General features: G+C 37.6%; 25 protein-coding genes, 1 pseudogene and 3 riboswitches. All 26 genes and pseudogenes read left to right on the top strand.

Translation table 11 applies throughout. The annotated features are described in order from the left end of the window. The first annotated feature begins 27 nt into the window (after window positions 1–27). Window positions 28–915, top strand: coding sequence for an AAA family ATPase (locus GGQ84_RS05880; RefSeq protein WP_429160426.1), 888 nt, complete (start codon window positions 28–30; stop codon window positions 913–915). Continuing rightward, on the top strand, window positions 912–2,246 hold the full coding sequence (locus GGQ84_RS05875) for a vWA domain-containing protein (RefSeq protein WP_429160424.1): 1,335 nt from the start codon (window positions 912–914) through the stop codon (window positions 2,244–2,246). Before GGQ84_RS05880 ends, GGQ84_RS05875 begins: the two co-directional genes overlap by 4 nt. A 75-nt stretch (window positions 2,247–2,321) precedes the next feature. After that, window positions 2,322–2,906: a helix-turn-helix domain-containing protein gene (locus GGQ84_RS05870; protein ID WP_429160421.1), complete on the top strand. Its 585-nt coding sequence runs from the start codon at window positions 2,322–2,324 to the stop codon at window positions 2,904–2,906. Window positions 2,907–3,006: 100 nt separating this feature from the next. Then, window positions 3,007–3,702, top strand: a complete 696-nt coding sequence (locus GGQ84_RS05865) for a response regulator transcription factor (protein ID WP_429160419.1) — start codon at window positions 3,007–3,009, stop codon at window positions 3,700–3,702. Beyond that, complete coding sequence (locus tag GGQ84_RS05860) at window positions 3,699–5,471, top strand: ATP-binding protein (RefSeq protein WP_429160417.1); 1,773 nt, start codon at window positions 3,699–3,701, stop codon at window positions 5,469–5,471. Before GGQ84_RS05865 ends, GGQ84_RS05860 begins: the two co-directional genes overlap by 4 nt. Window positions 5,472–5,574: 103 nt before the next feature. Beyond that, window positions 5,575–6,090, top strand: a complete 516-nt coding sequence (locus GGQ84_RS05855) for a cytochrome c-type biogenesis protein (RefSeq protein ID WP_429160415.1) — start codon at window positions 5,575–5,577, stop codon at window positions 6,088–6,090. Continuing rightward, complete coding sequence (locus GGQ84_RS05850) at window positions 6,087–6,611, top strand: HDIG domain-containing metalloprotein (RefSeq protein ID WP_429160412.1); 525 nt, start codon at window positions 6,087–6,089, stop codon at window positions 6,609–6,611. The genes GGQ84_RS05855 and GGQ84_RS05850 overlap by 4 nt, the downstream gene beginning before the upstream one ends. 23 nt (window positions 6,612–6,634) lie before the next feature. Further along, a complete protein-coding gene (gene lpdA / locus GGQ84_RS05845) occupies window positions 6,635–8,032 on the top strand; it encodes a dihydrolipoyl dehydrogenase (protein ID WP_429160478.1) in 1,398 nt (465 codons plus the stop codon). Window positions 8,033–8,064: 32 nt separating this feature from the next. After that, the gene (locus tag GGQ84_RS05840; protein ID WP_429160410.1) at window positions 8,065–8,691 is read left to right on the top strand and encodes a UbiX family flavin prenyltransferase; all 627 of its coding nucleotides are present in this window, start codon (window positions 8,065–8,067) and stop codon (window positions 8,689–8,691) included. A gap of 123 nt (window positions 8,692–8,814) precedes the next feature. After that, on the top strand, window positions 8,815–10,146 hold the full coding sequence (locus GGQ84_RS05835; RefSeq protein WP_429160407.1) for an NCS2 family permease: 1,332 nt from the start codon (window positions 8,815–8,817) through the stop codon (window positions 10,144–10,146). Beyond that, window positions 10,147–10,248: riboswitch (purine riboswitch) on the top strand. A 162-nt stretch (window positions 10,249–10,410) separates the two neighbouring features. Beyond that, window positions 10,411–11,022 (top strand): annotated as a pseudogene (sdaAB, locus tag GGQ84_RS05830) (L-serine ammonia-lyase, iron-sulfur-dependent subunit beta); the annotation flags it as partial. Between the two features lie 18 nt (window positions 11,023–11,040). Then, window positions 11,041–11,913 (top strand): L-serine ammonia-lyase, iron-sulfur-dependent, subunit alpha, encoded by an 873-nt coding sequence (gene sdaAA / locus GGQ84_RS05825; RefSeq protein WP_429160404.1) that lies wholly within the window; start codon window positions 11,041–11,043, stop codon window positions 11,911–11,913. 77 nt (window positions 11,914–11,990) lie between these two features. Then, window positions 11,991–12,096, top strand: a riboswitch (glycine riboswitch). 3 nt (window positions 12,097–12,099) lie between these two features. Continuing rightward, a riboswitch (glycine riboswitch) is annotated at window positions 12,100–12,180 on the top strand. Between the two features lie 82 nt (window positions 12,181–12,262). Beyond that, complete coding sequence (gene gcvT / locus GGQ84_RS05820) at window positions 12,263–13,363, top strand: glycine cleavage system aminomethyltransferase GcvT (RefSeq protein WP_429160402.1); 1,101 nt, start codon at window positions 12,263–12,265, stop codon at window positions 13,361–13,363. A 2-nt stretch (window positions 13,364–13,365) separates the two neighbouring features. Beyond that, the gene (gene gcvH / locus GGQ84_RS05815; RefSeq protein WP_429160399.1) at window positions 13,366–13,749 is read left to right on the top strand and encodes a glycine cleavage system protein GcvH; all 384 of its coding nucleotides are present in this window, start codon (window positions 13,366–13,368) and stop codon (window positions 13,747–13,749) included. A gap of 2 nt (window positions 13,750–13,751) precedes the next feature. Then, complete coding sequence (gcvPA, locus tag GGQ84_RS05810; protein WP_429160396.1) at window positions 13,752–15,098, top strand: aminomethyl-transferring glycine dehydrogenase subunit GcvPA; 1,347 nt, start codon at window positions 13,752–13,754, stop codon at window positions 15,096–15,098. Further along, a complete protein-coding gene (gcvPB, locus tag GGQ84_RS05805) occupies window positions 15,095–16,546 on the top strand; it encodes an aminomethyl-transferring glycine dehydrogenase subunit GcvPB (protein ID WP_429160394.1) in 1,452 nt (483 codons plus the stop codon). The genes gcvPA and gcvPB overlap by 4 nt, the downstream gene beginning before the upstream one ends. Then, the gene (gene lipS1, locus GGQ84_RS05800; RefSeq protein ID WP_429160391.1) at window positions 16,546–17,409 is read left to right on the top strand and encodes a LipS1 family lipoyl synthase; all 864 of its coding nucleotides are present in this window, start codon (window positions 16,546–16,548) and stop codon (window positions 17,407–17,409) included. The genes gcvPB and lipS1 overlap by 1 nt, the downstream gene beginning before the upstream one ends. Then, a complete protein-coding gene (lipS2, locus tag GGQ84_RS05795; protein ID WP_429160389.1) occupies window positions 17,406–18,359 on the top strand; it encodes a LipS2 family lipoyl synthase in 954 nt (317 codons plus the stop codon). The genes lipS1 and lipS2 overlap by 4 nt, the downstream gene beginning before the upstream one ends. A gap of 108 nt (window positions 18,360–18,467) precedes the next feature. Further along, entirely contained in the window at window positions 18,468–19,178 is a 711-nt protein-coding gene (locus GGQ84_RS05790) for an HAD family hydrolase (RefSeq protein ID WP_429160386.1), read from the top strand. 26 nt (window positions 19,179–19,204) lie between these two features. Beyond that, window positions 19,205–19,984: a HesA/MoeB/ThiF family protein gene (locus GGQ84_RS05785; RefSeq protein WP_429160384.1), complete on the top strand. Its 780-nt coding sequence runs from the start codon at window positions 19,205–19,207 to the stop codon at window positions 19,982–19,984. Between the two features lie 63 nt (window positions 19,985–20,047). After that, on the top strand, window positions 20,048–20,251 hold the full coding sequence (gene thiS / locus GGQ84_RS05780; protein WP_429160381.1) for a sulfur carrier protein ThiS: 204 nt from the start codon (window positions 20,048–20,050) through the stop codon (window positions 20,249–20,251). A 1-nt stretch (window position 20,252) separates the two neighbouring features. Further along, the gene (gene cysK / locus GGQ84_RS05775) at window positions 20,253–21,182 is read left to right on the top strand and encodes a cysteine synthase A (protein WP_429160378.1); all 930 of its coding nucleotides are present in this window, start codon (window positions 20,253–20,255) and stop codon (window positions 21,180–21,182) included. A 60-nt stretch (window positions 21,183–21,242) separates the two neighbouring features. Next, the gene (locus tag GGQ84_RS05770) at window positions 21,243–22,427 is read left to right on the top strand and encodes a M20 metallopeptidase family protein (protein ID WP_429160375.1); all 1,185 of its coding nucleotides are present in this window, start codon (window positions 21,243–21,245) and stop codon (window positions 22,425–22,427) included. Beyond that, window positions 22,424–23,500: a uroporphyrinogen decarboxylase/cobalamine-independent methonine synthase family protein gene (locus GGQ84_RS05765; protein ID WP_429160373.1), complete on the top strand. Its 1,077-nt coding sequence runs from the start codon at window positions 22,424–22,426 to the stop codon at window positions 23,498–23,500. Before GGQ84_RS05770 ends, GGQ84_RS05765 begins: the two co-directional genes overlap by 4 nt. Window position 23,501: 1 nt before the next feature. After that, entirely contained in the window at window positions 23,502–24,071 is a 570-nt protein-coding gene (locus GGQ84_RS05760) for a COG2426 family protein (RefSeq protein ID WP_429160370.1), read from the top strand. A gap of 5 nt (window positions 24,072–24,076) precedes the next feature. Continuing rightward, window positions 24,077–25,123, top strand: a complete 1,047-nt coding sequence (locus GGQ84_RS05755; protein WP_429160367.1) for a PHP domain-containing protein — start codon at window positions 24,077–24,079, stop codon at window positions 25,121–25,123. Window positions 25,124–25,255: the final 132 nt, after the last annotated feature.

The raw sequence follows: 25,255 nt of genomic DNA, 5'->3' as shown, positions 1-25,255 counted from the left end.
TGGGTAAATTAAGAAAGGGGGATTGGAATGAGTAAAATTACCACAGCTGATATTAAAAATGGGTTTGAAAACAATGGGTATATAGGAGAAGAGGAGATTATTGTAACGGTATACTTAGCTGTGAAGTTGAACAAACCGCTCTTGATTACAGGAGCGCCGGGGGTGGGGAAAACAGAAATAGCTAAGGTGTTAAGTAACATTTTTGATACGGAATTGATAAGATTACAGTGTTATGAGGGGCTAGATGAAAATAAAGCCCTTTATGAGTGGAATTATCAAAAGCAGCTTTTAAAAATACAAATGAGCGCTGATAATAACAATTCTTTAGAAAAAGATATTTTTTCTTATAAGTACCTTCTCGAGAGACCTCTTTTACAGGCCATAAGGGCAGAAAAAAGAGCAGTATTACTTATTGATGAGATTGATAAGACAGATCATGAATTTGAAGCTTTCTTGTATGAGGTTCTCTCAGACTTCCAAGTCTCTATACCTGAACTAGGTACAGTTCAAGCGAGACAGGTTCCAATTGTTATTTTAACTAGTAATGGGGACAGAGAACTATCTGATGGTTTGAAGAGAAGATGTATTTTCTTATACATAGATTACCCAGACATAGAGAAGGAAGTAAGAATATTACGCACTAAAGTTCCGGACGTGGGAGAGAAGCTGTCACTACAAATAGCAAGAGCTACTAACTTATTGAGGAGTATAGATTTGGCTAAAGCTCCCTCAATTTCAGAAACTCTAGACTGGGCTAGGGCTCTGATAGACTTAGAAACTAAAAGTCTTGATGAAAGTGCTGTTACCAATACTCTTAATCTGCTTTTAAAGGATAAATCAGATCAAGATAAGTTTAAAGCTGAGTTAGGTGTTAAAAAGTTAGTACGGGAGTCTGTGGCTATAAATGAGAGGTGATTAATTTGCAAAGCGAATTCCACTTAATTAGATTTATAGCACTGTTGCGTTTGCTAGGAATCAGAATAAGTACTGCTGAGGTTATTGACGGGATGAGTGCAATAAGTGAAGTAGATTTATTAAATAAAAAGCACTTTAAAGCAGCGTTATTTTCTACATTGGTTAAAGAAGCTAAACATAGACAGGTTTTTGACGATGCCTTTGAAGCATATTTTTCTAATAACGCCTATCGGGAGGAAATTAGCCAAAAGTGGGAGCAAGATGTTTCAAGGGAAGAAGAAGATAAACGGAAAGCTGAGAATGAGTTGCAGTTTTTTGACCAACAGCTTGAGTTAACCGATGAAGAAAAGCTTACTTATAGCAATATGGGGCAAGAAGATAGAGAGAAAATACAGCATTTTATTGAAAAAAGCAGCAGTGGCTACAAAGTGGATGAAAATTTCAAACCAATTATTGAAAATCTAGTTAGAGGAGCATTAGAATATTGGAAACGACAACTAAGCGACCAGAATATTATACAACCAAATCAAAAAACTGGAGACGATGAAATAGATAGCTATTTAAATCACATCAACAAGAGTAGGGTAGAAAGTGATATTAGCTTAGAGGAAAAGGACTTTAATAAGATAACTGATGATGAAATAGATAAGGTTGAACTAACTATAAGGAAACTGTCTGCGCGGTTGGCCACTAAAATGTCGCGTAGGTATAGAAAAAGCTCAAAAATGCAAAAAGTAAACGTTCGAAAGAGCATAAGAGATAACCTGAAATATGGGGGTACCCTAATTAAGCTTAATTATAAGGCAAAGCGAAAGAAAAAGTTAAAAATATTGATATTGAGCGATGTCTCAGGGTCTATGGCTAGATATGCTGCGTTTGTTGTACAATTTATGTATGGGATTTCTAATAACCTAAAAGATATGGAAAGTTATGTATTCGCAGAAAATCTTGAAGAAGTAACTGAAAAGTTAAAGCACAAGAGAGACTTTAAAAGTACAATGGCAAATTTAATGAATGAAAGTACCGTTTGGGGCGAGGGAACAGATATAGGAGCTTCAGTAAACACTCTTTTGAGTAAGCATGGTAAGAGTTTACAGACCAATACTGTTGTGATAATTTTAAGTGATGGTAAGACAATAAACTGGGAAAGAACAGTATGTGAAATAAAAGCATTAAAAAATCGGGTAAAAAAAGTTATTTGGCTTAATCCATTACCTCAGTCAGAATGGGAAAAGGTAAGGGCTTTGAGAGAAATAGTAACGGAGGTAAGTATGCATCAATGCAATACCCTTAACAAGCTTGAGAATGCAATAACAGAGCAATTTCTTTAGCTTGACATAACTTTACAATGTATGTAGAATTAATTATGTATTTACAGAGGTGGAGTCATATAAGGAGTTGAACTTATGCTAATACATGGAAATAAAATTCGTTTATTGCGAGAACAGCGCGGTTATACGTTGTCTCGATTTGCAAAAATAGTTAATATTTCAATTTCCTATTTAAGTGAGATTGAGCGAGAGGCGAAGCAGCCTTCTTTAAAGACAGTGAGCAAAATCGCTGAGGCCCTTAATATCCCCAAAAATCAGTTAATAAAAACAACAAAGCTTGATAGTTTAGGTAAAAAATTAAAGCAGGTTAGAGAAGAGCAAGGAATGACACAGCAAAGCTTGGCTGAAGAGGCAAAACTATCTGCTGGACTAATTGGGCAAATTGAGCACGATAAAGTTCAACCTTCCCTTAAGACTATAGAAAAAATTGCTAGTGTGTTAGGTACATCTCCTTGCTACTTTGTATTAGAAAGCTATGATGGAGAAGAGATGATTCCCAGTTTCAACCCAGAACTACGTGAATTATTACAAGATGAACAGGTGCAAGCGGTGTTAAGGCAAGTATGTACTATGAATGGCGAAGAACTAAAATTTGTCTTGAACTTTATTCAATTGTTTAAAAGGTCGGGATTATCTGAAGCAGGAACTAGTAAATGCTGATATAGAAGAATAGAATAGTGGCGGAAACAGAATAGAGCACCGCCATCTCTTAAAACTTGGCGCAAGCCAAGTTATTTTTTGTTATGCAGGAGGTAGAATTATGCCAACTAAGGTGTTGATAATAGACGACGAAAAAAGGATGAGGGACCTAGTTAAGTTGTATTTACAAAAAGAGGGTTACATTGTAAGTGAAGCTGCTAATGGTTCTGAGGGGTTAGAGCTTTTGCAAGGAGGTAATTTTGATTTACTTCTCTTAGATATCATGATGCCTGAAGTGGATGGGTTAACAGTATGCAAGGAAGTAAGGAAATTTAGTGACATGCCAATAATTATGCTAACTGCTAAAGGTGAGGAATTTGACAAGGTATTAGGGTTTGAGCTAGGTGCTGATGACTATGTAGTGAAGCCCTTTAGTATGAGAGAATTAGTAGCAAGAGTAAGGGCGCTGTTGCGTAGGTCTAGGGACAAAGCTATAAATAAGCAAGTGGGAGAGAAAATTTCTTTTCCAGGATTAGAGATATTTATTAATTCAAGGGAAGTCACTGTAGAAGGAAAACAATTAGTGTTAACTCCAAAGGAATTTGATTTATTGGTTTACTTTGCGGAGCACCCCGGGAAAGTATTTACTAGAGAGCAGTTGCTAGAAACCGTTTGGGGCTATGATTTTTTTGGAGATTTGAGAACAGTAGATACTCATGTGAAAAAGATTCGCGAGAAAATGCGTCAATGTTCTCAAAAGAAACAGTATATAAGCACTATCTGGGGTGTAGGTTATAAGTTTGAGGTGACAGAATGATTTCTAAGAGTGTAGTGGGCAAGCTATGGCTCACTATAGTCACTATGATAATTATATTACTAATTTTGCTAGGGTTTCTACTGAGTCAAATTATGGAAAATTTTTATTTTGAATTAAAAACAGAAGAAATGATTAGGCAAGGAACTCAAATAGCAGAACTGATTGGCAGTGAAAACCAAACAAAATCAGGTGACCTCACACAAAATCTTAAGATGCTTAGTGAGTTTACAGATGCAAATATTATGATTGTTGACAGAAGGGGTCTTGTTCAGGCATGTAGAGGTGTTCCAGGTGTGAGGCCTGGGCATCACTTAAATATCCCAGATCTAGATCGGGTAATGCGGGGGGAAATATTGGCACGTAAGGGTCTTCATCCTGTTTATAATGTACAAATGCTGTCAATCGCCATTCCCGTATATCAGAATAGGCTTATTGTAGGTTCAGTATTAATGGATGCTCCTGTAGAAGATATTACTGAAACTGTAGAAAATATTAGAGAATTAATATTGTATGCTGCTATGGCAATTATTGTAATAGCCACAATCGTCACTTACTTTCTTGCAAAGTCAATTAGTAGACCTCTTATTCAAATGAATAGTGCAGCCTTGGCAATGGCTCGGGGTAACTATGGACAAAAAGTCGATGTAAATTCTTCAGATGAGGTTGGAACACTAAGTAGGACCTTGAACTTTCTGAGTGAGGAGTTAGAACAAAATATTAGTGAACTTTCAAGAGAAAAAAGAAAGTTAGCAAATGTTTTATCAAGTATGACTGAGGGGGTCATTAGTTTTGACCAACAAGGTCGAATAATAACCTTAAATCCTCCAGTTAAGGGAATACTAGAGTTAGATGAAAATATTACTCCAGGGCAGTTTATGCCTATCTCTATTAAGGCTGTTAAAGAAATAGAAAAGTTAGCTAGGCAAGTATTTTCTAGCAGTGAACCTCTAGTTGAAGAGGCAACTATAAATAATAAATTTGTTAAATTGAGGTTGGCACCTATTATGTCTACGGGATCTGTAACAGGTGTGGTTGTGGTGGTTAGTGATGTGACAAAAGAAAAAAAATTAGATAAAATGAGAAGAGAGTTTGTAGCTAATGTATCTCATGAGTTGCGAACGCCACTTAGCTTTTTGCAGGGATATACGGAGGCTATTTTAGACGGCTTAGCTGAGACAGAAGAAGAAAAGGAAAAATATTTGCAAATCATTTTAGAAGAAACTTTGAGATTACGGCGGTTAGTGAATGAACTACTGGATTTAACACAAATTGAAGCAGGACAGTTAAATCTAAATTTACAAAGGGTTAGTCTGAATGAGTTACTCAAGAAAGTAATAGTAAAAATAGAACCCGTTTTAAAGGATAAGGGAATAAAAATGAATTTACACATAGGCGCTGGTATCGATTATGCAGTAATCGATAGCGATCGTATTGAACAAGCAATTATTAACCTATTAGATAATGCCATCAAATATACCCAAGAAGGTGGAAAAATTGACTTGATGGCAATCCAAAAAGATGATAAATATGTTACAGTAATAGTTGAAGATACAGGTGTAGGTATACCTAAAGATGAGCTTCCATTTATTTTTGAGAGATTTTATAAAACAGACAAAGCAAGAACCAGGTCACAGGATCTAGGTGGAACAGGATTAGGGCTTTCTATAGTAAAGAACATTATTAATGCTCATGGTGGAGAAATATATGCAGATAGCTCATGGGGACAAGGGACAAAATTCACATTTAATATCCCTAAACTAAGCGAATAAGGAGGGAGATATTATGATCGAATTAATATTTCTTATTGCAATCATCGTTATAGCAATTCTCGTTTTTAAAGGTGGAGGCTGATGTCGTTAACATATCTGAATTATGCTAATTCAGAAGTCTAGCAATAAACAAATTAAAGTTAGAGGTGAGAGAATGGGGATTTCAAATAAAAAAATTATAATCGCTCTTGTAGTAGCCTTACTCTTATTCAGTGGGGTTGCTAATGCCGTTGAAAGTGAATACAGGGCAACAATTAATCATTTAATGTCACCAGATTTTTGTGGGAAGTCTCTGGCTAATTGTCCTGCAGGTGTCTCTCAGGATATGAGAAACGAAGTAAGAGAGATGATTGAAGCAGGTTACACTAAGGAACAGGTTTTGGATCATTATGTAGGTATCTTTGGAATGGAGATTTTAGCAAATCCTCCTAAGGAGGGCTTTTTCTTGACAGCTTGGATTATGCCTTTCGTGGGTTTGGCTGTAGGTGGTTTTCTCATGTTTAAGGTTTTAAAGCACAGGAGTAATGCTGTTGCGCAAAAACAAAGGGAAGAAAAAAGCCAAAAGATAAGTGAGGAAGAGGAAGAGAAGCTAAAAAATGAGATGAAGAAATACCTATGATCTACAGGCTTAAACAAGTGCGTGATGCACTTTGGGGGAAGCTAGAACCTCAAGATAAAAAGCTTGTAGACAAAATTCTAACAGTAGAGGAAAAGAGTTATTTTTACTCACTTTCACTGGCAGATCAGTATCATAGTATTAAAGTAGCTAAAGAAGCTATTAGTATAGCTAATGTTCGAAACTTGAACCTGGATCAGAATGTTATAATTAGAGCTGGATTACTGCATGACATAGGAAAAAGTGGTTTTAAAATCACTTTAATAGATAGGTCTTTACCTGTTATTATCACTAAAATTAGTCCTATTTTATCAAAAAAAATTGCTAGCTGGGGAAATGGAGAGCTAATAATATTGAGAGGATTTTACTTATACTGGAACCATTACCAGTTGGGAGTTCAAATTGCTGAAAAACTTAACTTAGAATCTAATTTAAGGCAAGTAATCAAATATCATCAGGAACCAGTTAAGGCTGAAGATCAACTGTTATTAAGACTAATCAAGGAAGCAGATGAACTTTGTTAAAAATTATTAAGGGAGCGATGATGATGAGTGAACAATTTGATATGGTAGTAATTGGGGGAGGACCAGGAGGGTATGTGGCAGCAATAAGGGCATCGCAATTAGGTGCAAAGGTAGCATTAATTGAAAAAGAAAGACTGGGAGGCACTTGTTTGAACTGGGGTTGTATTCCCACAAAAGCAATGATTAAGACGGCCTCGCTCTACAAGGAAATTAATGAGGCAAATCAGTATGGTATTAAAGTAGACTCAGTTTCCGTTGATTATGAACAGGTATTAAATAGAAAAGATGAGATTATTAAAAGCCTTGGGACTGGAATTGAAAAGCTTCTAGAAAAAAATAAAGTAACTGTATACCAGGGAGTGGGTAGAGTTACTAGTGTGGGGAAAGTGACTGTAACAGATGGCCAAGGAATAAGTGAGGAATTGTCTTGTAATAAAATTATTTTGGCAACGGGATCATCGGCAATGGTTCCTCCTATAGAAGGAGTAGAGTTGCCAGGAGTAATTGATAGTAACACGATTTTCAATATGAGAAGTATACCAGATAGCCTAGTTGTAATCGGGGGTGGAGTAGTTGGTCTTGAATTTGCCAGCATTTACAGCACCTTTGGCTCTAAAGTAACAGTTGTTGAAATGATGGATCAAGTATTGCCAGGGATTGATCCAGAAATACCAAAGAGAATGAGACCTATTTTGAAAAAGAATGGAATTGATATCCTTACTAAAACAAAAGTCACAAAGATTGAGGAAAGCGACACTGGCATCCAAGTGTTATTAGAAGGAAAGAAGGGCGAACAAACAGTAGGGTGTGACAAAGTTCTAGTTGCAGCTGGAAGAAAACCCAACTTCCATGGCATTGAAGCGGAAAAATTGGGCCTTGCAGTTGAGAGAGGAGCCATAGTAGTAAACGAATATTTAGAAACTAACGTTTCAAGTATTTATGCCATTGGAGATGTGACAGGAGGAGCTATGCTAGCACACGTGGCTTCCGCTCAAGGTATTATAGCAGCGGAAAATGCTGTTAAAGGAAATGAAAGTGAATTTAACAATAGGGCTATACCAAGCTGTATCTTTACTAATCCAGAAATAGCTACTGTTGGCCTGGATGAAAATAATGCAAAAGAACAAGGCTATGAGATTAATGTAAGTAAGTTTCCCTTTACAGCTAGTGGAAAAGCCCTGGCCATGGGGAAGGCTGTTGGTACAGTTAAGCTAATTTCTGATAAAGATACTGGCCGAATCTTAGGAGGTCATATTATGGGGCCTCATGCATCAGATTTAATTGCAGAAGTAGCTCTTGCAATTGAGAATAATATTACAGCTGAGCAAATTGCAGAAACAATTCATGCTCATCCCACTTTAGCGGAGACTATTATGGAGGCAGCCCATGGTTTAGTTGGGAAGCCTATTCATTTGGCATAAATCGTTAAACTCTTAAACAATTGGAGGTAACTGTGAAAATAATAATTGGTATAACTGGTGCAAGTGGTGCTATTTATGGTCTAGGTGCATTAAAATGTTTAAAGCAATTGGGTGTTGAAGTTCATGCAATTATAACGAGCACCGGGGAAAAGGTTATTGAGTATGAATGTGGAGTAAAAAAAAGTGAGTTGGAAAAGTATGCAATGGTGCACGCAATTAATGACCTCTTTTCATCATTAGCCAGTGGATCTCATAAAGCAGATGGTATGATTATTATTCCTTGTTCCATGAAAACTCTAGGCTCCATTGCCAATGGAACAGGCGATAATTTGCTTGCGCGAACTGCAGATGTGATGCTTAAAGAGAGGAGAAAGCTTATTATCGTTCCCAGAGAGGCGCCGTACAACTTGATTCATATGCGCAATTTGGTTACTATTAGCGAAGCTGGGGGGCATGTCCTACCAGCTTCGCCTGGATTTTATCATTTGCCAGAAAAAACCTCTGATCTCATTTCTTTTATTTTGGGAAAAGCTTTTGATTTATTGGAACTGGAGCATGAATTATTCCCTAGGTGGGAAAATAAAGAGAAGGAAATTGGGTATAAAAGAGCTATTACTGAAAAAATACTAGAAGAAATAAATGTAAAGAGGATTTACTAAGAGCTTTAATTCGTATATAATGTTGTTTATTGTAGAACTATAGCAAAATATGCTGAAAAAGGGTTGGAAGGAGGGGATTTATTTTACCCGCTAGTTCTTTTAAATTAAACAGGAGGGAAATTAATGTCTAATCCACAAGCAAACTTTCTTGACAAATTTTTTAAACTTAGTGAACGCAATACTGACGTAAAAACTGAAATCATAGCAGGGTTAACTACTTTTATCACTATGTCTTATATTATATTTGTTAACCCAGACTTTCTAACAGCAGCAGGAATACCTCAGGAAGCAGCTATTGGAGCTACTATTCTAGCTTCTGCTTTTGCAACATTACTAATGGGTCTTTATGCTAACTTTCCCATCGGCTTAGCACCAGGGATGGGCTTGAATGCATTTTTTACTTATACTATTGTACTTGGAATGGATGTTCCTTGGGAAACTGCTTTAGGTGCAGTGTTTATTTCTGGTATTATCTTTGTTATTTTAACTGTTACCAAAGCAAGACAAGCTATCATTAAAGCTGTTCCTCAAACATTGCGTAGTGCTATAGCAGTAGGTATTGGGCTTTTCATTGCGCTAATTGGTTTGAAGAATGCAGGTATAATTATAGGTGATGATATTACTTTGGTTGCCCTAGGGGACCTAGGTGATCCACTAGTACAATTGGCTATCTTTGGGGTGCTTGTTACTGGTGTACTGGTAGCCAAGAGAGTTACAGGTGCATTTTTGATTGGGATGTTCATTACTACTGTAGTAGCAATGATTTTTGGTTTTGCTCAAGTTCCCAAAAGCACTGCAGATATTTTCTCAACGCAACTACCTAGCATTGCTCCAACTTTTATGCAAATGGATATTTTGGGAGCTCTATCAATTGGACTTATAACAGTAGTATTCTCTTTTACTTTTGTAGACCTATTCGACACTATTGGTACATTCATGGGTGTTACTCAGAAGGCAGGAATGGTAAAGGAAGATGGAAATGTGCCAGGAATGGATAAAGCTCTAATGTGTGACTCTGTGGGAACCGTTTTTGGAGCAGCTGTGGGAACAAGTACAACTACTTCTTATGTAGAGAGTGCTGCAGGTACAGAAGCCGGAGGACGAACTGGTTTAACGGCAGTTACTGTAGGGGTTATGTTTTTACTAGCACTATTTTTTGCACCACTAGTGGCAATAGTTCCTGGTGTTGCTACTGCCCCTATCTTAGTACTTGTAGGAGTACTGATGATGTCAGAAGTAACGAAGATTAAATTTTCTGACTTTACTGAGGCGTTTCCTGCTTTTATGACTATTTTCTTGATGCCAATGACGTTCAGTATTGCTCAAGGGATTGCCTTTGGTTTCACAGGCTATGCTATTATGAAGACAGCTACAGGCAGATGGAATGAAGTGGGGCTTGTAATGTATATCTTAGCATTCTTATTTATAATTCAGTTTGCGTTCTTCGGACACTAGAATAAAATAAGTTGAAATACCTATATAATCCTGTAGGAAATGGTTACAGGAGTTTCTACCAGGCCGCCATCTGTCCTGTCTATGAGGGGTAAGGGCCTTTCTTGTGCTTTTAGCCTTTTTTAGACACAGTGGCGGCTTTTATTTGTATAATATTGCTTGTGGAGTTTATAATAGATATAAGATTAGTGTTTCTAGGAGGTTGCTATGGCAGAGATAGATATCTTTGACGTTATTGGCCCGATAATGATTGGCCCATCCAGTTCTCATACTGCAGGAGCAGTGAGGATTGGAAAAATAGCTCGAGTTATTTTAGGAGAGCCAGTAAAATCGGCAAATATATATTTACACGGCTCTTTTGCAAAGACTTATCGTGGGCACGGAACCAATTTAGCTATAGTAGCAGGTTTGCTCGGATATGAACCTGATAATGAAGAGATTAAAGAAGCCCTTAAGATTGCGGAAGATCAAGGGATGGCTGTTGAATTTGTGCCTGTGGATTTAGGAGCAAAGGCCCATCCTAATACTGCTCGCTTAGAGCTAACAGGGATTCATGGTGCAACAGCAGCAATTACCAGTTCCTCAACTGGTGGAGGAAGCATTGTTGTCACCCAAATTGATCAGTTTAATGTGGATATATCAGGTGATTATCATGCATTGATAGTTGCCCACATTGACCAACCTGGTCTAATTGCAAAGGTGACCACTATCTTATCAGAGGGACGCATTAATATCGCTGAGATGAAAGTATCCCGGGAGAAGAGGGGGAGCTTGGCTCTTATGGTAATTGAAACTGATCAAGAGGTTCCAGACAACTTAGTTGCTAGGATAGAGGATATAGAATCAATTGAGGCTGCTAGGATGGTTAAGCCAATTTAGCCAATAGAGGAGGTCAATATGTTTCATAGCATAGCTGAACTTGCAGAGCTTGCCAGTTTAGAAAAGACAACTATAGGAAAATTAGTACTACAGAGGCAAGCTAAAGAGCTGGAAAAAAGTGAACAAGAAGTGTGGAAAACAATGCTGAAAAACTATCAAGTTATGGTAAAATCGGCTAATGTGGGGATTGAAGAGCCCCAAAAATCCTTTAGTGGTTTAGTAGGGTATGACGGGAGAAAAGTATTTGAGCAAGCTACAAAAAGTAGGTCCCTTGTGGGCGAAGTAGTTGGCAAGGCTATAGGGAGGTCACTTGCTGTTGCTGAAGTCAATGCAGCAATGGGCAAAATTGTGGCTGCTCCTACTGCGGGTTCATGTGGAATATTGCCTGCTGTACTTATGGGGACAGTAGAAAAATTTGACTTAACAGAGGAAAAGGCCGTTTATGGACTCTTTACAGCAGCGGGAATTGGAATGGTGATTGCAACTAAAGCTAGTATTTCGGGAGCAGAAGGTGGGTGTCAAGCTGAATGTGGATCAGCTTCAGGAATGGCAGCAGCTGCTGCTGTAGAGATGGCAGGTGGTAGTCCTGAACAGGCTATTAATGCAACTGCAATAGCCTTGAAAAATACTATGGGGTTAACATGTGATCCAGTAGCAGGTTTAGTAGAGGTTCCCTGTGTAAAGAGAAATGCAATGGCAACAGTTAATGCTATGTGTGCTGCAGAAATGGCCTTAGCAAATATCAAGAGTGTTATTCCAGTAGATGAGGTAGTAAAAGCTATGAAAGAAGTCGGGGATGCTATGCCAGCAGCGCTTAGAGAAACTGCTATAGGTGGACTAGCTGGAACCCCCACTGCTAAAAAAATAGAAAAAGATTTTTTAGGTAAATAAAAATATTTTTTTAAAATTGCAGGAAATATTATAAAAAAATAGAATATTAATAATAACAAAGTATATATTGATATCGGATGATTGTCTGCGGGAGAGACCTTGACATATAAGGCGCCGAAGGAGCAACCTTGTAGTGAGCTGACTACTAGGGAAACTCTCAGGCAAAAGAACCGCGACAGGACGAATCTCTGGAGAGTTTCTCTTGTAAGAGAACACCAAAGGGGTAACTTTTGTTATAAGTAAATCTCTCAGGTATCGGGGACAGAGGAGACAGCACAGCTTGTCTTTTCTGTCTTTTTGTATTTATTTAAGGATTACTGGAGAAAAATAAGATAAGTGAGGTGATATTATGGACAGTAATTTAAAAATAACACCACTGAATGCAGCCCACATTGAAGCAGGGGCTAAAATGGTTGATTTCGGTGGGTGGCACATGCCTGTGCAGTATAAAGGTATAATTGAGGAACATCAAGTAGTTAGAGAAAAAGCAGGTTTATTTGACGTTTCTCACATGGGGGAGATAGAAATAACAGGACCTGATGCCATGGGTTTAGTCCAAAGGCTCATTGCAAATGATTTGGGGAATATAGTAAAGAATCAGATACTATACACTCCTATGTGTTTTGAAACAGGGGGGATTGTAGACGATCTTCTAGTATACAGAATGGATGAGCAGAAGTTTTTACTAGTAGTAAATGCATCTAACAAGGATAGAGATTTGGATTGGATACTTAGTAATCGTTATGGAGATGTGGAGATTAACGATGTATCTGAGCAAATGGCTTTAATGGCTCTTCAAGGACCTTTGGCTCAGAGTATATTGCAAAAGTTAACTGATTACGATTTGAATAACATGAAATTTTTCTTTTTTGATAAACTGACCCTTGCGGGTGTCAACTGTCTTGTCTCTAGAACTGGCTATACAGGTGAAGATGGTTTTGAGATTTATGTAGAACCTACAGAGGCTAGAAAGATTTGGGATCAAATTTTAGTCCAGGGACAAAGTGAGGGTGTGATGCCTATAGGTTTAGGTGCTAGGGATACATTGAGGCTTGAGGCAAAACTACCCCTATATGGAAACGAACTTTCACCTGAAATAAACCCATTGGAAGCTGGGTTGGGAATGTTTGTGAAACTTGGCAAGGATGATTTTATAGGGAAAAAAGCTCTTACTGATGCAAAGGAAAAGGGAGTTACTAGAAAATTAGTGGGGTTTGAAATGTTGGAGCGGGGAATTGCTCGTTCTCAATATTCAGTTTACAGTGGCGATACAGAGGTTGGATTTGTAACTTCAGGAACATTTTCTCCTACGCTGAAAAAGAATATTGGCTTGGCACTGATTGAGTCTGAGTATAATCAGCTAGGAGAAGAGATAAAAATAGCAGTTCGTAATAAGAAAATATCAGCAAAAATTATAAAAACACCATTTTATAAAAGGGAGGCTAAATAGTTATGTACCCAGAGGAATTAAAGTATTCAAAGGAACATGAATGGGTAAAGGTAGATGGAGGCAAAGTGCGCATTGGGGTGACAGAATACGCTCAAAACATGTTAGGAGATGTGGTTTTTGTTGAGTTACCTGAGGAAGGTGACCAGATAGAGATAGGAGATGCTTTTGGTGTGATAGAATCAGTTAAAGCTGTTTCGGACATTTATGCTCCAATCTCAGGAGAAGTAGTTGCTATTAATGAAGGCTTATTAGATTCGCCAGAAAAGATAAATGAAGCACCATATGAAGAGGGGTGGATTATTGAAGTTGAGCTTTCTGACGAAAGTCAATTAGATGAATTAATGACTGCTGCTGAATATCAGGAGTTTACAAAAAAGGAGGAATAACCATGAACTACATTCCTCATACAGAAGCTGACAGAAAAGAAATGTTAGCAAAAATAGGAATTGAGTCTAAAGAACAACTATTTGACCAGATTCCTAATAGTGTAAAGTTTGAGGGGGAATTAAACTTACCAGCTGGTATCTCCGAGTTAGAATTAAAAAGGCTTATGAAAGAAATTAATTTAAAAAATGGTGATACAGAAAGATTTAATTCATTTCTTGGAGCAGGAACTTATGAGCACTATATTCCTAGTGTGGTAGGGCACATCTTGCAGCGATCAGAATTTTATACAGCATATACGCCTTATCAACCTGAAATTAGTCAAGGCACTCTCCAAGTCATTTATGAGTTTCAAAGCTTAATTTGTGAACTAACAGGTATGGATGTAGCCAATGCTTCAATGTATGATGGAGCCTCAGCTGCAGCTGAAGCTGTTTTTATGGCTTGCGGACAGACAAAAAATAATAAAGTAGTAATTTCAACTACTGTTCATCCAGAATACAGGCAAGTTGTCAACACATATGCAGCAACTAAAGGCATTGAAGTAGTTGAAGTTGGAATGAAAGATGGTACTACTGATTTAGATGCTTTAGCAGGTGTGATGGATGATGATGTAGCTGCGGTTCTTTTTCAACAACCAAACTTTTTTGGCTGCTTAGAGGATACTGAAGAAATCAATAAAATTGTGAAGCAAAAAGGTAGCAAAAGGCTACTAGTGCCAATAGTAGATCCCATATCGCTAGGTATATTAAGGCCACCTGCTGATTATGGAGCGGATATAGTAGTGGGTGATGCTCAGGGTTTTGGAAATTCCATGAGTTACGGAGGTCCCCACGTAGGTTTTTTTGCAGTAACCAAAAAGCTTGTTAGAAAAATACCTGGAAGAGTTGCTGGTAGAACAGTTGATAAGGATGGGAAACCAGGATTTGTACTCACACTACAAGCTAGAGAACAACATATTAGAAGAGATAAAGCCACGTCTAATATATGCTCTAATCAAGCTTTAGCAGCCCTTGCTGCAACAATTGCTATGGTTACCTTAGGAAAGCAGGGTATACAGGACCTAGCTTCCCAGTGTATAAAAAAGGCGAACTATACTCTTGAGCGGCTGTGTAAATTGAAGGGCGTTGAAAGAGCATTTACTAAGCCAATTTTTAAAGAATTTGTAGTTAAAACCGAGGATAATATAGATAATACTAATAAGCAATTATTAAAAAATAATATCATAGGCGGCTTGAATATTGGATGCTTTTATTCGGAGTTAAATAACCATGCACTTCTATGTGTAACAGAAGTTAAGTCCAAGCAACAAATTGACGAACTGATTGCTGCATGGGAGGGATTGAAATGAGTCAGATAATTTTTGAGTTGAGTAAGCCTGGTAGAAAAGCTTACTCATTACCTGAACTAGATGTACCAGACCAGAGAATAGAGGATCTATTGCCTGGAAATGAGATTAGGAAAGAGCCAGCACAATTTCCAGAAGTTAGTGAGTTAGATGTAGTAAGGCATTTTACCAGGCTATCTAAAAAGAATTATGGTGTAGACGATGGCTTCTACCCCTTGGGGTCCTGCACTATGAAGTACAATCCTAAAGTAAATGAAGACGTGAGTAGACTACCTGGCTTTGCTTTAAGTCACCCTTATCAGCCAGAAGAATTAAGCCAGGGCTCAATGCAAATTATATATGAATTAGATAAGTACCTGAGTGAAATATCAGGTATGAGCAGAGTATCTTTACAACCTGCGGCTGGTGCTCACGGTGAACTGGCAGGTCTTATGATTATAAAGAAATATCATGAAGAACTAGGAGAACACAGGCGGAATAAGGTAATAGTGCCGGATTCTGCCCACGGAACAAATCCAGCTACTGCTACTGTGTGTGGATATGAAACTGTTGAAGTAAAATCTAATCCTCGCGGTGGTGTAGACCTGGAAGAGTTAAAAAAAGCTGTAGGAGAAGATACAGCAGCACTAATGCTGACAAACCCGAACACACTAGGTTTGTTTGATGAAAATATTGAAGAAATAGCTAATATAGTACATGAGGCTGGAGGCTTGCTTTATTATGACGGTGCTAACATGAACCCGATTTTAGGAGTTGTTAGACCAGGTGATATGGGTTTTGACGTCATTCATTATAACTTGCACAAGACTTTTTCTACTCCCCATGGTGGTGGTGGACCAGGCGCGGGCCCTGTTGGTGTAAGAGATTTTCTAGTTCCCTATCTTCCAAAACCAATGATAGAATACAATGAGGAAGAAGATCGCTATTATATGGATTATGATTTACCAAAATCAATTGGTAAGGTCAAATCCTATTATGGAAACTTTGGAGTTGCAATTAAAGCTTATTCGTATATAAGGGCTCTCGGGGCTGAAGGAATCAAAAGTGTAGCAGAACATGCTGTTTTAAATGCTAACTATCTAATGCGAGAGCTTGCAGAAGCTTACCATTTGCCATTTGATCAAACGTGTATGCATGAATTTATTATTACTCCCAAACCGTTTAAGGATAAAGGAGTTCGAACCATAGATATAGCTAAGAGACTTTTAGACTATGGTTACCATCCCCCTACTATCTACTTCCCATTAATTATAGAGGAAGCTATGATGTTTGAACCAACAGAAACCGAGAGCAAGGAGACACTGGATAGCTTTATAGAGGCGATGAAACAGATAGCCAAAGAATGTGTTGAAAAACCAGAGATAGTCATTAATGCTCCTCATGAGACTGAGATTAAACGCCTAGATGAGGTAACTGCTGCTAGAAAGCCAGATTTAAGGTGGCAAGGATAATGCAGGATCTTTTAGCACTGCAGCAAGAAGCCTGGATGCTGAGGAAAAGAAATTTTCCTAACAGCATCCAGTTTGATTATCCAGAAGGTACCAAGGTTGTTTCATTGACTGGAAGCAGCTGTGAACTTCAATGTGCTCACTGTGGAGGTCATTACCTCAAAAATATGATACCAGCACTAGATTATTTCAATAATAGCCCTAAACAGGGCAAAAGTGTATTAATAAGTGGTGGCTGTAACTCAGATGGTACAGTTCCATTAAAGGAACACTGGAAATATATAGCCTCCGAAAAGCAAAGAAAGAAAGTAAATTTGCATACGGGATTAATAAGTGAAATGGAAGCAGCTCAAATAAGTGAAATTGCAGATGTTATCTCATTTGACTATTTAGGCGATAATGAAACTATTAAAGAAGTTTATGGATTAAATGCAACTGTAGCTGATTACAGAGCTAGCTATAATAATCTAAGTAGACAAGTTAAAGTACTACCTCATATCTGTATTGGAATTAGAAGTGGAGAGCTCAGTGGAGAGTTTAATGCATTAAAGATGTTAAAAGAGGATGGAGCTTGTGGAATAGTTTTCATTGTTTTCACACCTACAAAGAACACTAAATTTCAGGATAAGTCTCCGCCGAAGCTAGAGGAAGTGGGGAAAGTTATTGCTACTGCGAGAAAGATGTTTCCTGATATACCAATACATTTAGGATGTATGCGTCCTAGGGGCAGATACAGGGCTGAACTGGATTTACTAGCTTTAAAATGTGGAGTCAATAAAATTGTAATGCCCACAAAAGCTGTAGTTGAAGCAGCAGAGGCAGAGGGGCTCACGATTACAAAGGGAGAGGAGTGCTGTGTACTGTGATACGAATATCCTTGGGTACAGCAGATGTATTAGGTTTAAAAAAAATAAAAACAGATGCACTCCCAACTACGGCTTATATGTTCATAGGTGAAAAGTGTGTAGGAGACTGCAGTTTTTGCCCACAAGCGAAAAATAGCAATAGTAGGTTGGACATGTTATCTAGGATTACTTGGCCTGATTTTGACTTTAATGAGGTGTTATCAAAATTAAGTGTTTCCTATGATAATGACAAGATTAGGCGTGTCTGTATTCAAGTGGTGAATCAAAAAAAGTCAATGGACAATGCTGTAAATAAGCTAGAAGCTATAAAAACTAAAACTAATATCCCGGTTTGTTTATCTTGTAATCCGCTGGATATAAAGCACCTAGAGGAGTTATTTGATTTAGGTGCAGATAGAATAAGCATTGCCCTGGATGCAGCCTGTGAAAGAGTTTTTAAAAGAGTTAAGGGTGAAGGCTGGAATAGGCGCTTAGAAATGCTGGAGCAGGCAAGTAAAAGATTTCCTGGGAAGATTAGTACCCATTTAATTGTAGGCCTTGGTGAGACTGAAAATGAGATGCTTGCATGCATTGATGAAATGAAAAAAATAGGAGTGAAGGTGGCTCTTTTTGCATTTACTCCCATAAGGGGAACTAAATTAGAAGACAGTCGTCAACCAGATATTTCTAGTTACAGAAGGATTCAACTAGGAAAACACCTCATTGAACAGGAAATAGTAAGTATGGATAGGTTTGTTTTTGAGGATGAGTGTGTAACCAGTTTTGGTATTCAGCATGAAGTTTTAGTGAAGGTAATTTCAGATGGCAAAGCCTTTCAAACCTCTGGGTGTCCAGATTGTAATCGTCCATATTACAATGAAAAACCCGGTGGTGTTATTTACAATTACCCTAGACCTTTGACGGAGCCAGAGATAATCAAGGCTATTAAAGAAATGGATTTGAGAAATTGACTTTATGCCAAGTGTTGACATTAAATTATAAAAAAGATAAAATTTATTTTAGAAAATGTCGGGAAAACTTCCCGACATTTTTTAATAAGTAGGGAGGGAAGGATAATAATGAAAGAAATTAAAGTAGTTTTGTTTGACCTTGATGGAACACTGCTTCCCGTTAATACAGAGGAATTTTTGACCTATTATTTAAAAATGATTTCAGTGAAAGTTGCAAATCATATGGAACCTGAAAAATTTGTAAGGGTATTAATGAGCGCGACAGATGCCATGATAAATGATTTAAGCGATAGAACCAATGAGGAAGTATTTATGGAAAGTTTTCTGCCTCACTTTGAAGGAAGGTCAGAGGAGCTTTTGGAGGAAATAGAACAATTTTATGAGCAGGAATTTCCAAAACTTCGACAGTTTACAAAGGACAGTGACTTGAGCCGAGAAGTTGTGGAAAGAGTTATTGAAAGTGGTAGAGACGTAGTGATAGCCACAAATCCAGTTTTCCCCATGAGGGCTATTAAAGAGAGGTTAAAGTGGGTAAATGTTGACAAGTTACCGGTAAAGTACATAACTTCCTACGAAAACATGAGTTATTGTAAGCCTCAGCTGGAGTATTACAAGCAAATTGCGGATAAAATAAAAATTAATCCTGTAAATTGTTTGATGGTAGGCAACGATGCTCAAGAGGATTTGATAGCTCGGGAAATAGGAATGAAAACTTATTTAGTTGAAGATTACCTAATCGATAGATCGGAAGGGAATTATAAAACAGACTATCAAGGCACACTGACACAGTTGAGTAAATTTTTACAGGAAAAGCTTTAATACAAAATCTAAAAGGGGGGGTAAAAGTGCTTTCTGAAGAAGAGCGTACAAGGTATAGTCGACAAATTATCTTAAAAGAGATTGGTGTTGAAGGGCAAGAAAAATTGAAACAAAAGCGAGTACTAGTTGTGGGAGCAGGTGGGTTGGGTTCGCCGGCGTGTTTTTACCTTACAGCTGCAGGAGTGGGAACACTGGGAATAGTTGATTTTGATAATATCGATTTGTCAAATTTGCAAAGGCAAATTCTACACAAGACATCTCGTTTAAATACCCCAAAGGTGGACTCAGCTGAGAAAACACTAAAGGAACTAAACCCCAATGTGATCATAGAGAAGCATGATTTAATGATTAATTCAGAGAATATAATGGACCTAATCAAAGGTTATGATGTAATTGTGGAAGGTATGGATAATTTTCCAGGTAGGTTTTTGTTAAATGATGCTTGTGTAATGGCTAAAAAGCCATTAGTAGAAGCAGCTATCTTGGGGTGGGAAGGTATAATAATGACCGTTAAGCCCTTTGAAGGACCATGTTATAGATGTGTGTTTCCACAGCTTCCGCCACAGAGTGCTGTTCCCGAGAAGCCAGGTGTAGTGGGAGCAGTTGCAGGTACCATGGGAGTACTTCAAGCTGGTGAAGTAATTAAGATATTATTGGAAGTAGGAGAAGGGTTAGTAGGAAGACTGCTAACATTTGACTGTTTAACTACATCCTTTAGAGAAGTAAAAATTAATAGAAATGAAAATTGTCCAGTATGCGGTGAGAATTCAACAATTAACGAATTGAAAAATTATGAACTTAAGTAAGGTTCTGCTTCGCTTTTAGTAGGACCCTTTTAAAAAGCATATTAAGTTACGGGAGTGATTGGATTGGAAATTATCTTAAACGGAAAGAAAGAGGAGATAAAAGCTGGTCTTAATGTAAACGAACTTTTGCAAGCATTGGAGTTAAAGCCTGAAGTGGTAACAGTATGTGTTAATGGTGAAGTATTGAAGCGAGAAAATTTTAAAAAGGTTACTTTTTCTGAAGGTGATGAGGTGGATATTTTAATGTTTATGGGAGGCGGCAGTTAATATGACAAGCAGAGTTGCAGATTCCATTCTAGAATTGATTGGAAATACACCAATGGTGAAGTTAAGTAAAATGGTATCGGAAGAAATGGCAGAAATATTTGTCAAATTAGAAGCATTTAACCCTGCGGGTAGTGTCAAAGATAGAATTGCTTTAAATATGGTTGAGGAAGCAGAAGGACAGGGGGTCTTAAAACCAGGCAATACAATAGTAGAAGCAACTAGTGGCAATACAGGAATTGGACTAGCTATGGTTGCTGCAGCTAAAGGCTATAACCTAATACTAGTTATGCCTGATACCATGAGTATTGAAAGAAGAAATCTACTAAAGGCTTATGGTGCAGAATTGAAATTGACACTGGGTGCAGAGGGAATGAAGGGAGCTATTGCTAAGGCGGAGGAGTTAGTAGAAAAAAATTCAGATTACTTCATGCCAAGGCAGTTTGAAAACATTGCAAATCCTCAAGTTCACAGTAAAACTACTGCAAAAGAAATAATGGACCAAACAAATAAAAAACTGGATGCTTTTGTAGCAGGAGTAGGAACTGGAGGAACAGTAACTGGTGTGGGAGAGGTTTTAAAAAATGAGATAGGGAATATAAATATTATTGGGGTTGAACCTATCAAATCGTCTGTTTTATCAGGTGGAAAACCTGGAAGTCATAAAATACAAGGAATAGGTGCAGGTTTTGTGCCTCAGATATTAAACTTAGAGATGTTGGATCGAATTGTAAAAGTAGAAGATCGGGATGCATATAAAGCAAGTATGGAACTAGCTCAAAAAGAAGGGATTCTAGTAGGAATATCGGCTGGAGCAGCTTTAGTTGCAGGGATGGAAGTTGCCAGGGAGTTGGGTAAAGGCAAGCGAGTAGTTATCCTGCTTCCAGATACAGGCGAACGGTACTTAAGTATGGCAGAGCATTTTGATAACTAGAAAGATTACAAGTGGGAGGGGTTATAAATAGTTGTTAGATACGAGTTAAAAAAAGAAATTTTGCATTACTCATCTAAATTTGAAAGTGAAATAATTCAGTGGAGAAGACACTTTCATGCTAATCCCGAATTAAGCTTTCAAGAAAGAGAAACCGGAGAGTACATTACTAAAATTCTAGACAGCATTGGGATACCTAATAGAAAAATCGCTAACACTGGAGTTTGTGGCAAATTAATTGGTGGAAAACCAGGACCCACAATCGCTTTGAGAGCAGATATGGATGCACTACCTGTGGAAGAAATGAATGAGGTTGATTATAGGTCCAATAATAAAGGTGTAATGCACGCCTGTGGTCATGATGCACACTGTGCAATCTTGTTAGGTGTTGCTAAAGTAATGTATGCAATGAGAGACTTAATACAAGGGAGTATTGTATTTATATTTCAGCCAGCGGAGGAAAAAGCTCCAGGAGGAGCTATCGATGTTATAGATGATGGAGTTTTTGAAGCTGAGAATATAAAAGCTATAGCAGGATTACACATTTACACTAATTACCCTGTGGGCACTTTAGGAGTAAAGGCTGGGCCTTTAATGGCTGCTGCAGATAGCTTTCAATTAACTATTAAAGGAGTTGGGGGGCACGGAGCTTACCCTCACCAGTCAGTAGACCCAATAGTCATGTCGGCACAAGTAATTAATGCGTTGCAGACTATCCCCAGTAGGCTTACGCGCCCTACAGATCCAGTAGTGGTTACTATTGGCAAGATTAATGGTGGGTCTGCTCCCAATATTATACCTGATCAAGTTGTGATGGAAGGAACCTGTAGATCCTTTGATGAAGAAACAAGGAGAAGAGTAAAAGAATTAATTGCTAAATTAACAGAGGGTGTAGTTAATAGCTATGGAGGGAAGTATCAATTGAAATTTAATCCAGGTTATCCCTCTGTGGTTAATGACAAAGATATGGCTAATATAGTAAGAAGTGTCGGACAAGAAGTTTTAGGCGCTAGTAAAACAATGAGTATCGCGGAGCCATCTATGGGAGGAGAAGATTTTGCTTTTTATTGCAAAAAGGTTCCCGGGGTGTTTATCCAGCTAGGAGCTGGTGCTAAAGAAGGTCCTACATATCCCCTTCATCACCCAAAATTCAATATTGATGAAAGAGCATTGGTTTTAGGGGTAAGGATTTTGGCGTTAACCTCTTTGAAAGCCGTAGAAGCTTATAAAGGAGATGAAGGACAGTGATAAAAGAATTAGGGAATTTTAGTGCTACTGGTATAGGAAGCCTTCCTCATAGAGATGTAGATGAAGCTAATAGATTAATAAGAGACTGTTTCTCAAAAATACCTCATTGGGTGCAGTTGCCAATGCGTTCGTATAATGAGGGATTTATTAATCAATACTTAGAAAGTTTAATTAAACTTGAATTAGTTAAAACTGTAGAGGGGAAAACGCCCCAATTTGACACTGAAAGTGACAGTTGGTTAGAGCAATTAACAGCTTTTTATGAGCTACATATAAGAGCTGAAGTGGAAGAAGAAGCATTAAATTACTTTGGATTTTCCAAAAATTCTGCTTTAGGGTTTTATTCATATTTAGATAAAGTGAAATCAGGTTACTTTGAAGACATAGTTGCTGTAAAGGGGCAAGTAAGTGGCCCTGTAACACTGGGGCTTCAAGTTACGGAGCATAATAGGCGATCTAGTTATTATAATTCTCAATTAAGAGATGTCTTAGTTAAAACACTGGCTAATCATGCTAAATGGCAAACAAAAAAATTAGTGGAAACAGGTTATCCTGCGGTGGTATTTGTAGATGACCCCGGGCTGTATTCTTTAGGGCTTTCAACTCATATAACACTTACGAAAGAGCAAGTACTAGAGGATTTAAAAGCAATATTTAATGCGGTTCAAGAGGCAGGAGGAATTCCAGGTAGTCATACCTGTGCCAAAACAGATTGGCCAATGCTATTAGATTCGGGTATTAAGGTTGTTAATTTTGATGCATATCAGTACTTTAGTTCTTTAGCTGTATATCCAGAAGAAATTGATGCATTCTTAAAAAAGGGTGGTATTTTAGCTTTTGGAATTGTACCTACATCTGAGTATTTGATAAAAGAAACGGTGGATTCGTTATATAAAAAATTATTTAATCAGCTAAATCAACTTGTGAAAAAAGGAGTCAATGAAAAAAGACTTATGGAACAAATAATGATAACTCCAAGCTGTGGAGCAGGTGCCCTTAATATAGATTTAAGCATTCAAGTTTACGAAACCACTAGATTGCTCGGTGAAAAAATAAATAAAGTGAGAGGTTAGTATGGCAGAAATTATTTTATATTTTCTTTCAAGTTTGCAATTAAAATGGCAAATTTTTATAATGTCTATGATACCAGTAACAGAGCTGAGAGCCTCTATACCTATTGGGATAGCATTAGGTTTGGATCCGACTACCACATGGTTTATGGCAGTGCTGGGAAATTTAGTTCCTATTCTGCCGATTTATTTTCTCTTAAAGCCAGGGATTAAAATTTTAAGTTACTTTAAGCTTGGCGAGAGTATTATTGACAAGATATTTGCAAAGACTAGGTCAAAGAGTGAAAAAGTGAAGAAATATGGGGTTGTAGGATTGGCTTTATTTGTTTCTATACCAGCGCCAGGGACTGGTGTTTGGACGGGTACTTTATTAGCATTTCTCTTTAATTTAAAACCTGGTCCTATGTTTGCAGCTCAGATAATTGGGGTAGTGACTTCAGCTACTATTGTATCTTTAGCAAGCTTAGGAATTTTAGAGTTAACTAAAATTATTGGTTGGGAACTAGTTTTAATTGCATTAATAATAGTCATAGGAGCATATTTGTATCATAAAAAGTATAATAAGAAGGTTTGATATAAGTGTACGAATACATAAGTAATCTTCACATTCACAGTCATTACTCAGACGGAAGTGGAAGCATCGAGCATATAGCTAAATGTGCTGAAAAAGCTAAAATAGATATAGTGGTTGTAACAGATCACCAAACATTGAAAGGAATGCATCGTGGGAAAGAAGGCTATTATGACCAGGTTCTAGTATTGATTGGATCTGAAGAAAACACAAGCCATAACCACTACTTGAGTATGAATATTACAAAAGAAATTACTAGTAACACAGATAATCCTCAAGAGGTAATAAATCAAGTAATAGATCAAGGTGGAATAGGCTTTATAGCTCATCCCTTTGAAAAAGGCTCACCTCTTTTCTTTAAAGGCAAGGCCTATAGGTGGATTGACTGGAATGTAAAAGGATATACAGGTATTTGTGTATGGAATTATTGCTCCCAATGGCGTGATGGAGCTACTAGCATACCCAGAGTTCTATATTCTACCTTTATTAATCCTAATATGAAAATTGATGGTCCTTGCAGTGAAGCCTTAGAAAAGATAGACCAAATAGGGCAAGAACGACACATAGTATTAGTTGGTGGATCAGATGCCCATGCTGTAAAAGTGGGACGAGGGCCTTTTATCAAAGAAGTGTTTCCCTATGATTTTTTATTTAAGACCGTAAATACGCACATCTTAACAGAGGAGTCTTTAAGTGGAGACTTAGAGCTAGATAAGAAAAATGTGTACGAGGCTTTAGAAAAAGGCAGCTGCTTTATTGGGTTTGATTTTTATTACGCTACTAAGGGCTTCCGCATGAATATAAAAAATGAAAAAAGTGCTTTAAGGGGTATGGGCAGTACTGTAAAATATCAAGAACCACTGTGGATTGAAGCCACTGTACCTCGAAAAGGATTAATAAAACTGTTTCAAAATGGAAGAATGATTAAAGAAACGTGGGGAGAATATCTTGAAGTTCCAGTTACCGAAGTGGGAGTATATAGAATAGAGGTTTACAATGATATTAAAGGAAAATTAAAACCGTGGATATTTTCTAACCCCATATTTGTTAGGTAGAGACACCAACTATAGTTGGTGTTTTTTTGTATTTAGGACTTTTGTCGCGAATTCATACTATATTAGAAAAATGTCACAAATTCGACTAAAAATAAAGCAGGATATAACCAGGATATGGAGAATAATACTGTT

Origin of the sequence: Desulfitispora alkaliphila, assembly GCF_050433185.1 — a bacterium.
Lineage (GTDB): Bacteria > Bacillota > Desulfitisporia > Desulfitisporales > Desulfitisporaceae > Desulfitispora > Desulfitispora alkaliphila.
Note: the sequence above shows the minus strand (reverse complement) of the source record. Positions and strands in the feature narration are given on the sequence as shown.

Coding starts and splice junctions, on each gene's coding strand:
- GGQ84_RS05865 (WP_429160419.1), top strand. CDS start 3,007: ATGCCAACTAAGGTGTTGATAATAGACGACGAAAAAAGGATGAGGGAC.
- cysK (WP_429160378.1), top strand. CDS start 20,253: ATGACAAGCAGAGTTGCAGATTCCATTCTAGAATTGATTGGAAATACA.
- GGQ84_RS05870 (WP_429160421.1), top strand. CDS start 2,322: ATGCTAATACATGGAAATAAAATTCGTTTATTGCGAGAACAGCGCGGT.
- lipS1 (WP_429160391.1), top strand. CDS start 16,546: ATGCAGGATCTTTTAGCACTGCAGCAAGAAGCCTGGATGCTGAGGAAA.
- gcvPB (WP_429160394.1), top strand. CDS start 15,095: ATGAGTCAGATAATTTTTGAGTTGAGTAAGCCTGGTAGAAAAGCTTAC.
- GGQ84_RS05860 (WP_429160417.1), top strand. CDS start 3,699: ATGATTTCTAAGAGTGTAGTGGGCAAGCTATGGCTCACTATAGTCACT.
- GGQ84_RS05850 (WP_429160412.1), top strand. CDS start 6,087: ATGATCTACAGGCTTAAACAAGTGCGTGATGCACTTTGGGGGAAGCTA.
- gcvH (WP_429160399.1), top strand. CDS start 13,366: ATGTACCCAGAGGAATTAAAGTATTCAAAGGAACATGAATGGGTAAAG.
- GGQ84_RS05760 (WP_429160370.1), top strand. CDS start 23,502: ATGGCAGAAATTATTTTATATTTTCTTTCAAGTTTGCAATTAAAATGG.
- GGQ84_RS05880 (WP_429160426.1), top strand. CDS start 28: ATGAGTAAAATTACCACAGCTGATATTAAAAATGGGTTTGAAAACAAT.
- sdaAA (WP_429160404.1), top strand. CDS start 11,041: ATGTTTCATAGCATAGCTGAACTTGCAGAGCTTGCCAGTTTAGAAAAG.
- GGQ84_RS05855 (WP_429160415.1), top strand. CDS start 5,575: ATGCTAATTCAGAAGTCTAGCAATAAACAAATTAAAGTTAGAGGTGAG.
- GGQ84_RS05835 (WP_429160407.1), top strand. CDS start 8,815: ATGTCTAATCCACAAGCAAACTTTCTTGACAAATTTTTTAAACTTAGT.
- gcvT (WP_429160402.1), top strand. CDS start 12,263: ATGGACAGTAATTTAAAAATAACACCACTGAATGCAGCCCACATTGAA.
- GGQ84_RS05790 (WP_429160386.1), top strand. CDS start 18,468: ATGAAAGAAATTAAAGTAGTTTTGTTTGACCTTGATGGAACACTGCTT.
- gcvPA (WP_429160396.1), top strand. CDS start 13,752: ATGAACTACATTCCTCATACAGAAGCTGACAGAAAAGAAATGTTAGCA.
- lpdA (WP_429160478.1), top strand. CDS start 6,635: ATGAGTGAACAATTTGATATGGTAGTAATTGGGGGAGGACCAGGAGGG.